A 15,043-nucleotide genomic window follows, 5' to 3' on the forward strand; every position below is an offset into this window, starting at 1 on the left:
CACTTCATGCGAATCGTTGGGAACGATTGCCACTTTTTCCCGTTGAGGCTGGCGCTCGACTATCGCCCGTGATCGCGGCGATTCAGACCAGCAGCGAGGGAGAAAAATGACGAAGCTTTTCGGACTGGCCGCGACCGCGGCACTGATCGCGACGATGGGAGCAATCTCGCCGGCCTCAGCCCGGCTGGGCATGGCACCGCCAGCCATCGCGCAGGACGATGCCGTGATCCAGGTCCGTGGCGGCCATGGCCATGGTCACGGTCATCACGGCTGGCATGGCAATCGCGGGCATCACTATGGGTGGTACCGCGGGCGCGGCAATTGGCGCCATCACCATCACTGACGGCAGGTCATCGCCAGCATCGCGCCCGGATCGCTGACGATCCTGGCGCGGAGCGCGGCGCTGACGTGCTGCGCACGGTCGGGAACTTCAGAGACGACGATGAAACGCGAGCGGCTGAAGGCCGAGCGCCTGGCGCGGGAAGCCCGTGCGAAAGCCTCTCCAAAATAGCCCCGGCATCTCGCCGGCCCGGTCCTAGAGCATCGAGAGCACGACGACGCCGTCTTCGAGCTCTCCGGACGCGAGCCGCGCCCGCGCCATCTGCTCGAACTCCGTCCGGTATTTGTGAAGGTAGCTGAAGGCCTGCTTGTCGGTCTGAAATGTCGTCGTCAGCCTGCATATCTGCCGGGCTGCGCCCAGCGCGAGCGTAAAGGTGATCGTTCCGCGGCCGTCCGACTTTGCTCTGGGCACGATCAGCGCTCTCCGGCTTGTGACTGGATCCGCGACGAATTCATCGACGGATATCGAGGCCACCTATCGCGACGGCTTCCTGGCGCGCTTTTTCGGCGCCGGCGGCGGCAATGTCGCGGCAATAGCGGCGTCGGCGGCTTCCTTGGCCTCGCGCAACTCGCGCAGCCGGGCCATGTTCTTGCGAAGCTCGACGCCCTGCCGTTCGACGTCCGCGATCGCCCGCACGCCCTCTTCCGCGGCCAGCCGCTGGCGAGCGGCGCGGGCGATCGATTCAGGTGACGGTCCTGCCGATTTGCTGGCGCTCATCCTTCACCCTCTCATCCAATGGACAGAACCCGCTCAATCCGGGGATCGAGCGGGCACGCTACCGTTTCAGTACATCCGTGAAACGGTGCGTCGAGATCAGGCCAGCGAGAGGTTCTCGGCGCTGACTTTGCCTCGCATCTTGTCGGTCTTGAGCTCGTAATTGAGCTTCTGGCCTTCGGCCAGCCCGGAAAGACCAGCGCGTTCAACCGCGCTGATGTGAACGAACACATCGTTGCTGCCGTCGTTCGGCTGGATGAATCCGAAGCCTTTTTGGCCGTTGAACCACTTCACGGTACCTGTCGTCATTTTCTTCTCCAAAGCGCGCGAGCGCATGCCGCGCGACGATCGCGCGGTCGTTTCAACTTCGTCGATGTCTTTGGAAAAGGAGCCCGCGGGCGCGTTCAACAAGGCACAGCGGCTAATCGAATACGCTCAATATACACGTCTTTCGGTTTTTTGCAAGGAGATAAGCCGATTTGTTTTCAGCCGCCGGGAACTGCACCAAATGGCACGCAAAGCTCCAGGAGGGGCTTTATCGATTGACTTGCCCGGTCGAGGGTGGTCACGTCATCTCAATTGAACCGCATCGCCGTGACGGGCCACACCGCTCGTTCGAGTTCGGCGAAAGTCTGAGCGGTTGCGCTCATCCTCCCATTCATAACGATGTCCTGCGCAATTGGCTGCGTGCAGGATCGCCCGTTTTGCAGCCAGCGAGGAGTTTCAATGCAGGTTCTCGTCCGCGACAACAATGTCGACCAGGCGCTTCGCGTCCTGAAGAAGAAGATGCAGCGCGAAGGCGTCTTTCGCGAGATGAAGCAACGGCGCTCCTATGAGAAGCCGTCCGAGCGAAAGACGCGTGAGAAATCCGAAGCCGTTCGCCGGGCCCGCAAGCTCGCCCGGAAGCAGGCGATCAGGGAAGGCCTGCTGCCGGCCCCGCCCAAGAAGAAGCCTCCGGAGCGCAGGCCGCCGCTGCCGCAGACATCCGAGCCCGTCGGCTCAGCGAGCTCTCGTTCCCTGGCGACGTGAGCGACAGGCGCACGGCCGGTGCCGGCTCGGCCACACGATTCATTAGATGGCGCGCTCATTGGTGGGGAACAGTCTGTTGGCGCTGATGTTCAAGCCAATGCCGGCTCAGAAAGACGGCCGCATCTTGCATTCGCGCGGCCATTCCATATCTCATCGACATGATGAAGATCACACTCGTTCAGGACCAGGCGATCCAGGCGCTCGTTGCGGGCGCGGTCGGCGCCGAAGCATTCGATCACGTTTTCGCAGGCATCCGCTTCGACGAAATCGAGGGCACGATGCTCTACGCCTTCGCCCGAAACGAAGACGTCGCATCCGACATCGAGGACAGCTATTCGCCGCTCGTCGCGGCGGTCGCATCGCGGGTGCTGAACAAGCTGGTCGACGTCGTCGTGGTGATGCCGAAAGTCCTGCAATAAGGCTCAGTCGATGAAGGCTGCGAACTCCTCGGGGCTCCCCGTGGGGAACGCCTCCTTGAGGAAATCGACGAACGCGGAGACGCGCGCGCTCAGCAGCCGTCGCGAGGGATAAAGCGTCCAGAGCGCGATCTCGGGTCCCGTGACATCCCCCCAATAGGCGAGCTTGCCGGCCGCGATGTCGCGGCTCACCAGCGAGATCGGAAGCCGCGCAGCGCCGACGCCGGCCCGGACCGCATCGCGCACCATGATGAGCGATGACAGGCGAAGCACCGCCTCGGTCGCGATCCGTGAGCTTCGGTCTTGTATCTTCACATCCCAGACGGAATTCATTTCGCTCCCACCGCGCACCACGGCCGGTACGGCGACATCCTCGGCCGGACGATCGAGGCTCGGGCTTGCCACCACCACCAGCCGGTCGCGCAGGAAGATTCGCCCGACCAGCGTTTCGTCCGGATCCGGATTGACGCGGATCACGAGGTCGTAGCCTTCCTCGACCATGTCGACGGCACGGTCTTCCGTCGTGACCTCGAGCCGGACTTGCGGATAGTCCAACGCGAACGCGGCGGCGAGCTTTCCCATCGCAGTCTGCGAGAACAGCAGCGGCGCGCTGATCCGCAAGCGGCCGCGCGGCTTGTCGCCGCCTGACGCGATGGAAGCTGCAGTCTCATCCAGTTCGGCGAGCAATGCCCCCGTCCGTTCATAAAGTGCCCGCCCTTCCTGGGTGAGCTTGAGATCCCGCGATCCGCGCTCGAACAGGCGCAGATCGAGGCTGCTTTCGAGGTCGGAGACCCGGCGGGACAGCGTCGCCTTCGGGCGGCCGGTGGCCCGGGCGGCCCGCCCGAAGCCGCCATGACGGGCGACCAGGTTGAAATCGGCGAGGGCAAGCAGGTCCATTCGTTCCACCAGCGAGACAGTTAGTCTATATTTAACGACTATCGGTCCGAATGTGGATCACTAATTTGCGGGGTGTCTCTTAACCCCAGCAAGGAGTGCCCCCATGACCATCCTCGTAACCGGTGCCACCGGCCGTGTCGGCCGCCATGTCGTCGAACAACTCGTCAAGCGCGGCGCCAAGGTGCGCGTGCTGACCCGTGACCCCGCCAAGGCCGAATTCCCGGCCGGCGTCGAGATCGCCAAGGGCGACCTGCTCGACATCGAGGGACTGCGCGCCGCGTTCTCGGGCGTGAGAACGCTGTTCCTGCTCAACGCCGTGACCGGCGACGAATTCACCCAGGCGATCATCACGCTGAACATCGCGCGCGAAGCCGGTGTCGAACGGGTCGTTTATCAGTCGGTGTTCGACGCCGACGGCGCCGTGAACGTGCCGCACTTCGCCGTGAAGTCGGGCGCCGAGCGCATGCTCGCGCGGATGGGCTTCAGCGCCACCATCCTGCGTCCGTCCTACTTCATCGACAACGAGCACATGATCAAGGACGTGATCCTCAACCACGGCGTCTATCCGATGCCGATCGGCAGCAAGGGGATCGCCATGGTCGACGCGCGCGACATCGCCGAGGTCGCCGCGATCGAACTGATCCGTCGCGATCAGGCCGCGGACAAGCTTCCGGTCGAGACCATCAACCTGGTCGGCCCCGACAATTTGACCGGCGAGGGCGTGGCGAAGATCTGGTCCGATATCCTCGGCCGCCCCATCGTCTATGGCGGCGACGATCCCAGCGGCTTCGAGCAGACCATGGCGAGTTTCATGCCGCGATGGACGGCCTATGAGATGCGCCTGATGGCCGAGCGCTATGTCAGCGATGGCATGATCCCCGAGCACGGCGACGTCGCGCGTCTGACCAACATGCTGGGACGTCCGCTGCACTCTTACCGCGATCTTGCAAACGAGATCGCGGCCGCGGCGAAAAAGTCCGCGTGACGGGAGCGGCAATGAGCCCCGGACGTCGCTGCGGCGCAACGCCCGGGGCTGTGGCGTGACCTCCGAATAAAACCGCGCTAACCTCTTCCGACAAGAACAAGAGGAAACGCCAATCGTGTACGACTACATTATCGTGGGCGGCGGCTCGGCGGGGTCCGTGCTGGCCCACCGGCTGTCTGCCAAGAGTGCCAACAGGGTCCTGCTGTGCGAAGCCGGACAGGACACACCACCCGGCAACGAGCCGGCCGAAATCCGAGACAGCTATCCGGGCACGGCCTATTTCGATCCGCGCTTCCACTGGACGGAATTGAAGGTCACCACCCAGGTCGTCAGCCACAACAATCCGAACGAAGCGCGGCCGCCGCTCCGCAAATACGAGCAGGCGCGCGTGCTCGGCGGCGGCTCGTCGATCAACGGTCAGATGGCCAATCGCGGCGCGCCGACCGATTACGACGAATGGGACGCGCGCGGCGCTGCGGGCTGGACCTGGAACGACGTGCTGCCGTTTTTCAAGAAGGTCGAGCGCGACCTCGATTTCGACGGTCCCTATCACGGCAAGGACGGCAAAATTCCCGTGCGCAGAATTCCAAGGGAGCACTGGACGCGGCATTCGCAGGCCTTTGCCGACGCCTTCCAGCAGGCCGGCCATCAATTTCTGCCGGACCAGAACGGCGAATTCGTCGACGGCTTCTTTCCGGTGACGCATTCCAACCAGGCCGAGCAGCGCGTCTCCGCCGCGATGGGCTATCTCGATCGCGACACGCGCAAGCGGGCGAACCTCATGATCTCCACCAACACGCCGGTGCGCGAGCTGCTGTTCGAGGGCACGCAATGCGTCGGTGTGAAGGCCGTGGTCGACGGACGCGAGCAGGAATTCCGGGGCCGCGAGATCATTCTCGCCTCGGGCGCGATCCATTCGCCGGCGCACCTCTTGCGCGCCGGCATCGGCCCGGTCGGTCATCTCAGGGAACTCGGCATTCCCGTGCTGATGGGACTGCCGGGCGTCGGCCAGCGCCTGATGGATCATCCCTCGATCTCGCTGTCCTCCTTCGTCCGCCGCGGCGCGCGCATGAACGAGCACACCAGGCGCCACATGCAACTGGGCCTGCGCTATTCGTCGGGCCTTGCAGGCGTACCGAAGGGCGACATGTTCGTGGTGCTGCTGTCCAAATCGGCGTGGCATGCGGTCGGCGAGCAGATCGGCTCGCTCCTGACCTTCGTCAACAAGACCTATTCGGAGACCGGGCAGGTCAAGCTCGCCTCGCGCGATCCCACGGCGGAGCCGATCGTCGAATTCAACCTGCTGTCGGACCGGCGCGACCTCGAGCGCCTGATGAGCGGCTTCCGCAAGATGGCGGCCATTCAGATGAGCGATATCGTGAAGACGGTGACGGACAAGCCGTTCCCGGCCGCCTATACCGACAAGGTCCGCAAGATCGGCGTGGTCAACACGAAGAACAAAATCCTGACCAAGATCGCCGCGACGCTGATGGACGGGCCGGCGGCGCTGCGCCACTACATGATCGACAATTTCGTGGTCGAAGGTTTCACCTTCGACCAGGTGATCAACGACGACGAGGCGCTGGAAGCCTTCGTGCGCAAGGCGACCATCGGCGTGTGGCACGCCTCATGCTCATGCCGGATGGGCCGGGCCGATGATCCCATGGCGGTGGTCGACAACCAGGGCCGCGTCAAGGGCATCCAGGGCCTGCGCGTGGTCGACGCCTCGATCTTCCCGGTGGTGCCGTGCGCGAACACCAATTTCCCGGTGCTGATGTCGGCGGAGAAGATCGCAGCCGCGATGGTGGGGTGATCGACGCTGCGTAGGGTGGGCAAAGGCGCGCTCTTCGCGCGTCGTGCCCACCATCTGGACGTGGTGGGCACGCTGCGCTGTGCCCACCCTACGGCACCGTATTGAACTACGCCGCCCGGAGATCGCCGACGAAGCGATCGACGTCGCGCCTGAGGTCGTCCGACAGGCGCGCCAGCATTTTTGCGGAACCCAGCACCTCGCCTGCGGCGGCGCCGGTCTGGTCGGCGGCCTGCGACACGCCGGTGATGTGACGCGAGACCTCGTTGGTGCCTTGCGAGGCCTGCTGCACGTTGCGCGCGATCTCGCGCGTCGCGGCGCCCTGCTCTTCGACGGCCGCGGCGATCGCGGCCGCGATCTCGTTGACGCGCTGGATGGTGGTGCCGATCGACCGGATCGCAGTGACCGACGACTGCGTCGCGCCCTGGATCGCGGCGACTTGGCCGGTGATCTCCTCGGTCGCCTTCGCGGTTTGCGTCGCGAGGTTCTTCACTTCGGAAGCGACCACCGCAAAGCCTCGGCCGGCTTCACCGGCGCGCGCGGCCTCGATGGTGGCGTTGAGCGCGAGCAGGTTGGTCTGCTCGGCAATGCCGGTGATCAACGCGACGACGTCGCCGATGCGCTGGGCGGCATCGGCCAGCGCCTGCACCTCGGCATTGGTGCGATCGGCTTCGCTGGCCGCGGCACCAGCGATGCTGGAGGATTCCGCGACCTGGCGGCTGATCTCGCTGATCGAGGCCGAGAGTTCTTCGGTGGCCGCCGCAACCGTCTGCACATTGGAGGAGGCATCGCCCGAGAGGCTCGCGACTGAAGCCGCCTTGGACGAGCCCTGCTCGGCGGTCGACGACATCGACTGCGCAGTCGCGTTCAATTCGCCCGAGGCCGATGCCAGCGTGTGCAGCGATTCCGTGACGGTCTTCTCGAATTCGCCAATCAGCCGCTCCACGGCAAGCTGGCGCCGCTCCTTCTTCGCCTGCTCGGCCGACTGCTCCTCGGCGAGGCGGTCACCGGTCATCATGTTCTCCCTGAACACGGCGACCGCGCGCGACATCTCGCCGATCTCGTCGCCGCGCTCAATGCCTTCGAGCTCGATCGCATAGTCGCGCTCGGCAAGGCGGCGCATCGCCTGCGTCATTTTGCGGATCGGCGTGCTGACGCGGCGGGTCACCAGGATGAAGCCGAACAGCGTGATGGCGAGCGCGACCAGCATCATGCCGCCGTTGAGCACGAGACTCCACTTTGCCGATGTCATCTGCTGCCCGGCGCGGGCGACCATCTCGGCGAGCGCAACCTGGCCGGCCTCGACGCTGGAATTGAGGATGGCGGTGTTGAGCTTGGAGAGATCCTCGATCTTGATGTCGATGGTCTGGTTGTTGCTCAATGCCTTGATGAAGCCCTGCTGGCGCTCGATCATGGCGGCAGCCTCGCCCTGTTTCGAGCGCGCGATCACGTCGATGAGGCTTGCGGGCGCATCGGGGCGCGAGGCGGCGTCCAGCACCTGGCTCCAGGCCTGCCTGGCGCGGCCGGTGTCTTCGGCGGCGCCGACCATGTCGGCAGCGCTCCAGGGCTTGCCGCTCGCGGCCGCAGCTTCGAGGCGGATGGCGACCAAGCCACCGAAATTGCGCGCGGCCCAGGCCGATTGCTTGACGCCGAGCAGATGATCGACCACGGGATCGGTCAGCTTGAGCGCGTTCTCGAGCTCGCCGGTCAGCGCCAGGATCGCATCGAGATAATCCTGCGCGGCCTTGCGGAAGTCGTCACCGACTTTCGCGTCACGCTCAACCTTGGCCTGGTGAATCGCGGTTTCCGCTTTCGATCGCAACGGCACAAGCGCATCGTGCGCGGCGGTGAATTTACTCACCGAGCCGGCAAGGCGCGAATCGGGCACGCCGTCGAGGCGCTCACGCACGCTTTTATAGGCCGCCTCCGACAACTGCCGGTTGGTGGCGATACGGCTGTCGGCAGCGGCATTGGCTGGAGTGTCCGCGACCAGCGCCGACAGGAAGGTGCCGCGTTCGAGCCGGAAGCCGAGCAGGGTCGCGAACAGCTGCTGGTCGGTGCTGGCAAAGCGCTCGACCTTCTGCGCGGCGCCGTCACGGGCGATGGCCCCGAACAGTCCAGTCGCGAGCTGCCCGACCAGGAACAGGCCGAGGACACCGATGATGGCGCCAAGCACGGAGCGAATGGAGGGATTGCCGAACAATGCCATGGGGAGCGCCGGGGTCCTGCGGAAAAGATGCAGAAAAATACCGGCCGCCCCCCTAAGATTTCGTTCACCAAATGGGTTGTCGCCGGCGGCGTGCGCGAGCGATACCCGTCGAACTACGGAGAAGAACGCCCGGACGCAGCCCGCTCATTTCAGCTGCTTCGCCGCCCTGATCTCGGCGAACTCGGCGTCGGGATGGGTGACGATGGTGGTGAACATGATGCCGCTGATGATGAGCGACCAGGCGGTGTCCCAATAAATCCAAAACACGTGCCAGCCTCCGTTTCGGGCTACTCCGCCCGCAGGATCAAGGCAACGGCAAGATCGGGCTGCCGTTCCCAATATCCGTGCGGCGCGGGCGAGGCGCTATTTTGATTTGGTCGGCGGGGTGCTGCGATCGGTTTGACCGGTGTGGCGCTTTGCCACGACATCCTCGTCGCGCGGACCTTCGCGCGGGGGCACTGGCGGTTTGGGTTGACCGGCCTGACCACCATGCTTGCCGCCCATGTCGGGCTGGCCTTCGAGATCGTTTTCGCGAGGCATGAACCGTTAATGCGCTCGCGCGGCATTGGTTCGCAATCGGCGCGCCACTGTTTTGCCTGTGAACGAGTTCATAGGATCGTCGGCGGTTGCAGTGCACGATCTCTGCTGTGTGCAGTGCATGAATTGACGGATCTGGCCTGATGCGGAAACGGTTAGTCGCCTGGACCATTTTGACCTCGGCGCTGCTGGCGGTTGCGGTGTGGACCGTGCTCGGGCCGCCGGATCGTCCGGCCGGACCGCATCTGCCCTCCCGCGACCTGACGGCGGCGGTGCGGTAGCGACCAATACGATTCCAGCATCGATCAATCCCAACTCGAATTTGGTGCGGCGGCGCGCCTGCCGCTATCCTCCGGCAAAACGATAACGACGTCACGTCCGGGAGGAGCCCATGTTGAGACCGACCAGCCGCATCGCGTCCCGCGCCGCGATCGCCACCACCCTGACGTTTCTCACCCTCATTTCGGGAGTCCGTGCCGGCATGGCCGAGACCTTCGCCTATGTCGGCAACGCCGACAGCAACGACATCAGCGTGTTCAAGCTCGCCGACACCGGCGAGATGATTCCGGTGCAGACCGTCGCCTTCACGGGTGTCGAGAAGCCGGGCTCATCGACTCCGCTCGCGATCACGCCCGACCACCGGTTGCTGATTGCCGGCGTCCGTTCGCAGCCGTTCCAGGCCGTGAGCTTTGCGATCGACCCGAAGACGGGCCAGCTCAGCCACATCGGCAACGGACCGCTCGCCGACAGCATGGCCAACATCGCCACCGACCGCGACGGCAAGGTGCTGTTCAGCGCCTCCTATGGCGGCAACAAGGTCGCGCTGAATCCGCTTGCCGCGAATGGTGTCGTGGCCGAACCGAAGCAGGTGATCCCGACCGGGCTGAACGCGCACGCCTTCCTCCCCTCGCCCGACAACCGTTTTGCGTTCGCGACCAATCTCGGCTCCGACCAGATTCTGGCCTTCGCATTCGATGCCGCGGCCGGCGCCCTGACGCCGAGCGATCCGCCCGCGATCAAGGTGGCCGAGAAATCCGGGCCGCGGCACTTCGTGTTCCATCCCGGCGGCAAGTTCGTCTACCTCATCCACGAGCTGAACGGCGACGTTGCCGCGTTCAGCTATGAGGCCAGAAGCGGCGCCTGGACCGAGATCCAGCGCACCAGTGCGCTACCTGAAGGATTTGCCGGCAAAGACTCCGGTCAAAAGCCTTGGGCCGCCGACATCCACATCACCCCGGACGGTCGCTTCCTCTACGCTTCCGAGCGCACCACGAGCACGCTCACGGCCTACAAGGTCGATGCTGACAGCGGCACGCTCACCACGACCGGCAGCGTGCCGACCGAGAAGCAGCCGCGCGGCTTCAACATCGATCCCTCGGGCCGCTACCTCGCCGCGGTCGGCGAGCTCTCCAACGGCATGACGGTTTATGCGATCGACCAGGCAAGCGGCGCGCTCAGCAAGCTGCAATCGTATCCGACCGGGAAGAAGCCGAACTGGGTGGAGTTCTTGAGCTTGCCGTGAGGGCCGCGATGCCTCCGCATCGTCATGGCCGGGCTTGACCCGGCCGTCCACGCCTTGCCACCCAGAACGAAGAACGTGGATGCCCGGGACGAGCCCGGGCATGACGAGTCTGCCGGGTGGCAACCACCCGCGAACCTCTTTGCCCCTTTGAAGACTAATTCAACAAGCGGCATCGCGCCGCCTGCGCTGCAGCGGTCTCATCCGGCCGGACCATGCCGTCCCCTTGGCCCACCGCTGGCGCTTCTGCTATCGATGAGGCCGTCAAGGCCCCAACCGGAATGACCGATGCGTCCATTGCCTGTGCGTTCCTTTTCCCGACATCTCGTTGCTCTCACCGGGCTGCTGTTGTCCGCGCAGCCCATGCTGGCCGCCGAGGACGACGCGCCCAAGGGGCCGGCGGTCACGGTGCTGAAGGTCGCCAAATCCTGCTTCTCCGACATCGTCGAGGCCACCGGCACGATCATCGCGCGCGAGGAAACCTCGGTGCGGCCCGAGCGCCCCGGCCTGAAAGTCACGGAAGTGCTGGCGGAAGCCGGTGAGACCACCACGGCCGGCCAGGTGCTGGCGCGCCTTGCGCTGCCCGAAGGCGGCACGCTGCAGGTGACGGCGCCGGTGGCGGGCGTGATCGCGACCTCGACCGCGCAGATCGGGAACCTTGCTTCCGCCAAGGGCGAGGCGCTGTTCACGATCGTGGCGCGCAGTGAATATGATCTCGTCGGCCTCGTCGCCACCACCGATGTGCGCAAGCTCGCAGTCAACCAGCAGGCCACCGTGCGCATTGCCGGCGCCGGCGACATCGACGGCAAGGTGCGCCGCATCGGGCCGACCGTCGAGCCGAACATCCAGCAGGGCATGGTCTATATCGGCATCTCCTCGCAGAAGCGGCTGCTGCTGAACGCGAGCGGGCGCGCGCTGATCAAGACCGGGCAGAGCTGCAACGTCGCGGTGCCGCTCACCGCCGTGCAATATTCCTCCGCCGGCACCGTGGTGCAGGTGATCCGCCGCAACCGGGTCGAGACCAAGCGCGTCGAGATCGGATTGATGTCGGGCGGCAATATCGAGGTCCGCGACGGCCTCAACGAAGGCGACGTCGTGGTCGCCCGCGCCGGCGCGCTGCTGCGTGAGGGCGATCCGGTGCGCCCGGCGATGGCCGTGGAAGCGGCGAAGTAGGGCCGCTCATGTCCCGGACGCGCTGCAGCGTGGAACGCTGCTGCGCAGAGCCGGGACCCATCCCCCGCAAAATGACAGGCCAAAAGAATGGCCCCGGCTCAGCGTCGCATCATTGCATGATGCGGCGCGTCCGGGGCACGAGACTTTGCGCGTTAAGAAACTTACCCGCCGGCCTGGTCGAAATTCACGTCTTCGAGCAAGGACGACGACACGGTCGGGACCTGGTCGCCTTCGCTGGCGCGGGAGATGGCGATGCGGGTCTTGTTGAAGGCGCTTTCGGCGCTGCCCTGGGCATTGAGATTGCCGAGCAGCTCGCTGACCAGCACGCTGTGCTCGCCCTTGCCGTCGTCGACGACCTTGCCGGGCGAGGCCGAGGACAGGATCAGCGCATTGTCGGGCGCGCTGATCGGCGCCAGGCCATGGCTGTAGGAGCGGAAGCGGCGTTCATAGGGATTGCGGCGGGAGGCATCGAGGACGACGAGCTTGGCCTTGGCGCCCTGCTCCTTCATCATCTCGAGCACGCCCTCGATCGAGACGCCCTGGCGGCGGACGTCGCTTTCCTTCCAGATCACGGCATCGACCGGCAGCATGTAGCTCTCGCGGCCGGCCTGCACGCCGAAGCCGCCGAAGAACAGCATGACGACGGTGTCGCGCTTGATCCGCGACTTCAGGCGATTGACGGCGCGGACCATGTCGTCCTTGGTGGCGTCCTCCACCATGTCGACGTCAAAGCCGCTCTTGCGCAGGGTCGAGGACAGCGCGCGGGCGTCGTTGATCGACTGCGTCAGCGGCGCGCTGGCGTCGGGATAATGTCCATTGCCGATGACGAGCGCGAGGCGCGAGGTCTGGCCGACCGAGCCGGTGACCTGATCGGTCGTCACGGCCTTGGCGGCATCGAGCGCACGCATGTTGAGGGCAGCATGGGCACCGATCACGAGCGAGACCGTGCCGATGAGGGCCGCGGCCACCGCGATCGTGCGTCGGGAAATGTCGAGCTGCCTTACATTCATCTCGGTTCATTCCTGTCAGGGCCAAAGACCAGCCAAGCGCGCGCACACAGTTTGAGTAGCGCGATAGCGTCTTTAGGTTTGAGGGATTGGCCGGGGGAGTGCCCCCGAATTGCGCGCAATTTGCGGCGCCGCACCAAACAAACCCTTAACCGGATATCGCCTCCCCGGCAATAGATCGCCCAAAATTTGAGCTAAGTCACTGAAGCTATTGGTTAATTCTCCGAACCAGAAACGTGGATTTTTGGCGTCCCCGTAGCCTTCCGGGGGTGATCATGCAGCCCGCGAGCCGGGTTTTTCCGTGACCACCGTCACATTTGTATTTCCCGCGAATCCGGGTAGCTTTTTCAAAGACTTGCAGGGGGTGGCGGGCGGACGGCTGCGCGCGCGCCGGTCCCGGGCAAGGTCCCGCGACCAGGTATTTCATGAACTTTCATTATTTTGCCGGCGCCGCCTGCCGGGCGCTGACGGCGCGCAAGGACGGCCCCTCGCTTTACGAGGTCTGCGATCCCGTCCTGTCGGGAGCCGCCGGCGGCGATCCGCATCTGGCCAAATTCTACAAGACTGCGCTCGGCAATCCCGCATTGCGGATCCTGCTGCGACGCGCCGGCCTGCCCGAGCTGCGCAATGACGCCAAGCTGGCCAGGCTGCGCGAGGCGCTGGCGCGCGCCCGCGACGATGCCGAGCCCGATTGGGCGGCGGTCGGCCAGCCCGTCGCAGAGCTCGTCGACAGCATTTCGCTCGACCATCCCAAACCGCCGCCGGCGATCTTCACCGGCTCCGCGCCGCCGCAGGCGCAGATCGACGGCGTGATCCGCGACTGCGCGCAGCATCTGCTGGGGTCGTATCGCAACAACGGCTTCCTGCCGACCTATGCCGCGTTCAACCTGATCGGCGATCCCGACTTTCGCGGCCGTGAGCTGATCATGGCGCTGACCGGACTGAACGCGCGCGGCTACAAGAACTCCTCGCTGTTGTTCAACCTCGCCCGCGTCTTCATCGCGCGATCGAAGGCAGAAGCCGTGGTCAATCCGCCCTGGCGCGGGATTGCCGAGCCGATGTGGGAGCCGGTGCAGATCCGCCACCGCTCGGCCTATTACGATGCGTTCTTCATCGAGGCGCTGCTCAGCTTCGTCGAGACCGGCCTCGCCTCGCCCGCCGACAAGATGGCCGCGGAGCGCGCGATCGCCGACATGGTCGATTTCTGCGTCAATATCAGCCGCGAGGAGGTCGAGGGCACCGACGGCGCGCGGTTCAACGTCGTCACCGCACTGGCGCCGGCGCCGCATCCGCGCTTTTCCCGGTTCTTCGCCCAGATCAAGCAGGACCTCGGCTTCGGAATCTATGTGCCTGACTGCGACACCACGGCGTGCTCGATCTCGGCGGCAACGCAGGCCGGCTGCACCGACCCCATCATCGACCAGCCACTGCTCGACTTCTACGCGGGCTACCAGGTGCGCGCCGGCGTCAACGCGCCGCGCGTGACGGTGCCGCTCAATGACAATATCGACTATGAGGGCGGCGTTGCCACCTGGATCGACAACCTCAAGGGCGAGCGTCCCTATGGCAACGATCTCGATCCGACGCTCAATCTCGACATCCTCGAGGTCAGCTTTCGCAACCTTCAGCGCTGGAAAATTCTGGAGACGCCGGCGCGGCTGGCGACGGTGCACCGGATCATCGGGTTCCAGAAGCGCCTCGCCGCCAGCGGCGCCTTCGCCAATCCGCGCTCGCATATCTATTATCTGCCGGAGCTCTACAGCGCCTATTTCGGCCGCTGCTACGCGGCCTTCCTGGCGCTGCCTCTTGCCGCACAGGCCGCGATCGATCCCGACGGCGATTTCGATTTCATCCGCCACCGCGTGCTCGCTTATGTGAAGGGCGAGCTGATGGCCGCCGAGATGAACGTGTTCGACGCTGCGCTGGCGCTGATCGCGCTCGGCCATCTCGGCGCCGACCCGCGCGCCTTCGCGCCGGCGCTGAACATCATCGTCACCAGCCTCGGCGAAGGCGGCCGCCGCGGCCCGTTCCGGGCCTATGAATGGAACAAGATGAAGACACCGACGCGGATTCTGGTCGGCGGGCCCGAGGTGACCTCGGCCTTCGTGCTGATGGGACTTGCGGTAGCGAAGCGGGCGATGACGCGGGGGTGAGGTGGTCTTGTGCCCCGGACGCAGTGCCCCCCGCGATGCGCTGCAGAGCTGCGGCCCATGCCGCCGAGAACTGTGTCCGTGATTTTCTGGGTCCCGGCTCTGCGGAGCGGCGTTGCACGCCGCACCGCGTCCGGGACACGAACAAGAGATCGTCGTGCAATGACAGGAAGTTGAAAGCCCAATCGTTGGGCATAAGCTGGCCGGGCGGCCAAAAGCCGACCACAATTACGCTGCTTATCGAGATCGTCCTGAAC

17 protein-coding genes are annotated in these 15,043 nt (G+C 65.0%); 9 read left to right on the forward strand and 8 right to left on the reverse strand.

All coding sequences use genetic code 11. The features are described from left to right. The first annotated feature begins 106 nt into the window (after nt 1-106). Nucleotides 107-343: a hypothetical protein gene (locus tag HYH08_RS29505; protein WP_220013342.1), complete on the forward strand. Its 237-nt coding sequence runs from the start codon at nt 107-109 to the stop codon at nt 341-343. Nucleotides 344-535: 192 nt separating this feature from the next. Here HYH08_RS29505 and HYH08_RS29510 read toward each other — a convergent pair whose 3' ends face one another. From HYH08_RS29510 to HYH08_RS29520, 3 genes are all read right to left on the reverse strand, one after another. Then, nucleotides 536-751 (reverse strand): hypothetical protein, encoded by a 216-nt coding sequence (locus HYH08_RS29510; protein WP_220013343.1) that lies wholly within the window; start codon nt 749-751, stop codon nt 536-538. 63 nt (nt 752-814) lie between these two features. After that, nucleotides 815-1,057 (reverse strand): transcriptional regulator, encoded by a 243-nt coding sequence (locus HYH08_RS29515; RefSeq protein WP_220013344.1) that lies wholly within the window; start codon nt 1,055-1,057, stop codon nt 815-817. Between the two features lie 96 nt (nt 1,058-1,153). After that, a complete protein-coding gene (locus HYH08_RS29520; RefSeq protein WP_220013377.1) occupies nt 1,154-1,363 on the reverse strand; it encodes a cold-shock protein in 210 nt (69 codons plus the stop codon). A 417-nt stretch (nt 1,364-1,780) separates the two neighbouring features. On the opposite strand from HYH08_RS29520, the gene rpsU reads away from it, so the two are divergent. Together rpsU and HYH08_RS29530 are read left to right on the forward strand one after the other, a co-directional pair. Then, on the forward strand, nt 1,781-2,083 hold the full coding sequence (gene rpsU, locus HYH08_RS29525; RefSeq protein WP_220013345.1) for a 30S ribosomal protein S21: 303 nt from the start codon (nt 1,781-1,783) through the stop codon (nt 2,081-2,083). Between the two features lie 158 nt (nt 2,084-2,241). Then, nucleotides 2,242-2,502, forward strand: coding sequence for a hypothetical protein (locus HYH08_RS29530; protein ID WP_220013346.1), 261 nt, complete (start codon nt 2,242-2,244; stop codon nt 2,500-2,502). 3 nt (nt 2,503-2,505) lie between these two features. Here the strand turns inward: HYH08_RS29530 and HYH08_RS29535 are convergent, their stop codons facing one another. Beyond that, nucleotides 2,506-3,396, reverse strand: coding sequence for a LysR family transcriptional regulator (locus HYH08_RS29535; protein ID WP_220013347.1), 891 nt, complete (start codon nt 3,394-3,396; stop codon nt 2,506-2,508). Between the two features lie 103 nt (nt 3,397-3,499). On the opposite strand from HYH08_RS29535, the gene HYH08_RS29540 reads away from it, so the two are divergent. After that, complete coding sequence (locus HYH08_RS29540) at nt 3,500-4,381, forward strand: SDR family oxidoreductase (protein WP_220013348.1); 882 nt, start codon at nt 3,500-3,502, stop codon at nt 4,379-4,381. 115 nt (nt 4,382-4,496) lie between these two features. Continuing rightward, nucleotides 4,497-6,194 carry a GMC family oxidoreductase gene (locus HYH08_RS29545; protein ID WP_220013349.1) on the forward strand — a complete coding sequence of 566 codons (1,698 nt, stop codon included), beginning with the start codon at nt 4,497-4,499 and terminating at the stop codon, nt 6,192-6,194. A gap of 106 nt (nt 6,195-6,300) precedes the next feature. Here HYH08_RS29545 and HYH08_RS29550 read toward each other — a convergent pair whose 3' ends face one another. From HYH08_RS29550 to HYH08_RS29555, 3 genes are all read right to left on the reverse strand, one after another. Next, the gene (locus tag HYH08_RS29550) at nt 6,301-8,400 is read right to left on the reverse strand and encodes a methyl-accepting chemotaxis protein (RefSeq protein WP_220013350.1); all 2,100 of its coding nucleotides are present in this window, start codon (nt 8,398-8,400) and stop codon (nt 6,301-6,303) included. Nucleotides 8,401-8,544: 144 nt separating this feature from the next. Then, entirely contained in the window at nt 8,545-8,667 is a 123-nt protein-coding gene (locus tag HYH08_RS37730; RefSeq protein ID WP_349631470.1) for a hypothetical protein, read from the reverse strand. 96 nt (nt 8,668-8,763) lie between these two features. Beyond that, on the reverse strand, nt 8,764-8,940 hold the full coding sequence (locus HYH08_RS29555; RefSeq protein ID WP_220013351.1) for a hypothetical protein: 177 nt from the start codon (nt 8,938-8,940) through the stop codon (nt 8,764-8,766). Between the two features lie 140 nt (nt 8,941-9,080). On the opposite strand from HYH08_RS29555, the gene HYH08_RS29560 reads away from it, so the two are divergent. The 3 genes from HYH08_RS29560 to HYH08_RS29570 all read left to right on the forward strand — a co-directional run bounded on the left by HYH08_RS29560 (nt 9,081) and on the right by HYH08_RS29570 (nt 11,629). Continuing rightward, nucleotides 9,081-9,218, forward strand: coding sequence for a hypothetical protein (locus HYH08_RS29560; RefSeq protein ID WP_206736206.1), 138 nt, complete (start codon nt 9,081-9,083; stop codon nt 9,216-9,218). A 110-nt stretch (nt 9,219-9,328) separates the two neighbouring features. After that, nucleotides 9,329-10,459, forward strand: a complete 1,131-nt coding sequence (locus HYH08_RS29565) for a lactonase family protein (protein ID WP_220013352.1) — start codon at nt 9,329-9,331, stop codon at nt 10,457-10,459. A 285-nt stretch (nt 10,460-10,744) separates the two neighbouring features. Then, entirely contained in the window at nt 10,745-11,629 is an 885-nt protein-coding gene (locus HYH08_RS29570; protein ID WP_220013353.1) for an efflux RND transporter periplasmic adaptor subunit, read from the forward strand. A 161-nt stretch (nt 11,630-11,790) separates the two neighbouring features. Here the strand turns inward: HYH08_RS29570 and HYH08_RS29575 are convergent, their stop codons facing one another. Continuing rightward, entirely contained in the window at nt 11,791-12,639 is an 849-nt protein-coding gene (locus tag HYH08_RS29575) for a caspase family protein (RefSeq protein ID WP_220013354.1), read from the reverse strand. A gap of 422 nt (nt 12,640-13,061) precedes the next feature. Between HYH08_RS29575 and HYH08_RS29580 the strand changes: the two genes are divergently transcribed. Beyond that, nucleotides 13,062-14,789 carry a hypothetical protein gene (locus HYH08_RS29580; RefSeq protein ID WP_220013355.1) on the forward strand — a complete coding sequence of 576 codons (1,728 nt, stop codon included), beginning with the start codon at nt 13,062-13,064 and terminating at the stop codon, nt 14,787-14,789. The last annotated feature ends 254 nt before the right edge of the window (nt 14,790-15,043 follow it).

Source organism: Bradyrhizobium sp. BR 10289, from assembly GCF_019455385.1.
In the GTDB taxonomy this organism is placed as follows: Bacteria; Pseudomonadota; Alphaproteobacteria; order Rhizobiales; family Xanthobacteraceae; genus Bradyrhizobium.

Coding starts and splice junctions, on each gene's coding strand:
- HYH08_RS29505 (WP_220013342.1), top strand. CDS start 107: ATGACGAAGCTTTTCGGACTGGCCGCGACCGCGGCACTGATCGCGACG.
- HYH08_RS29515 (WP_220013344.1), bottom strand. CDS start 1,057: ATGAGCGCCAGCAAATCGGCAGGACCGTCACCTGAATCGATCGCCCGC.
- HYH08_RS29520 (WP_220013377.1), bottom strand. CDS start 1,363: ATGACGACAGGTACCGTGAAGTGGTTCAACGGCCAAAAAGGCTTCGGA.
- rpsU (WP_220013345.1), top strand. CDS start 1,781: ATGCAGGTTCTCGTCCGCGACAACAATGTCGACCAGGCGCTTCGCGTC.
- HYH08_RS29530 (WP_220013346.1), top strand. CDS start 2,242: ATGATGAAGATCACACTCGTTCAGGACCAGGCGATCCAGGCGCTCGTT.
- HYH08_RS29535 (WP_220013347.1), bottom strand. CDS start 3,396: ATGGACCTGCTTGCCCTCGCCGATTTCAACCTGGTCGCCCGTCATGGC.
- HYH08_RS29540 (WP_220013348.1), top strand. CDS start 3,500: ATGACCATCCTCGTAACCGGTGCCACCGGCCGTGTCGGCCGCCATGTC.
- HYH08_RS29550 (WP_220013350.1), bottom strand. CDS start 8,400: ATGGCATTGTTCGGCAATCCCTCCATTCGCTCCGTGCTTGGCGCCATC.
- HYH08_RS29555 (WP_220013351.1), bottom strand. CDS start 8,940: ATGCCTCGCGAAAACGATCTCGAAGGCCAGCCCGACATGGGCGGCAAG.
- HYH08_RS29560 (WP_206736206.1), top strand. CDS start 9,081: ATGCGGAAACGGTTAGTCGCCTGGACCATTTTGACCTCGGCGCTGCTG.
- HYH08_RS29565 (WP_220013352.1), top strand. CDS start 9,329: ATGTTGAGACCGACCAGCCGCATCGCGTCCCGCGCCGCGATCGCCACC.
- HYH08_RS29570 (WP_220013353.1), top strand. CDS start 10,745: ATGCGTCCATTGCCTGTGCGTTCCTTTTCCCGACATCTCGTTGCTCTC.
- HYH08_RS29575 (WP_220013354.1), bottom strand. CDS start 12,639: ATGAATGTAAGGCAGCTCGACATTTCCCGACGCACGATCGCGGTGGCC.
- HYH08_RS29580 (WP_220013355.1), top strand. CDS start 13,062: ATGAACTTTCATTATTTTGCCGGCGCCGCCTGCCGGGCGCTGACGGCG.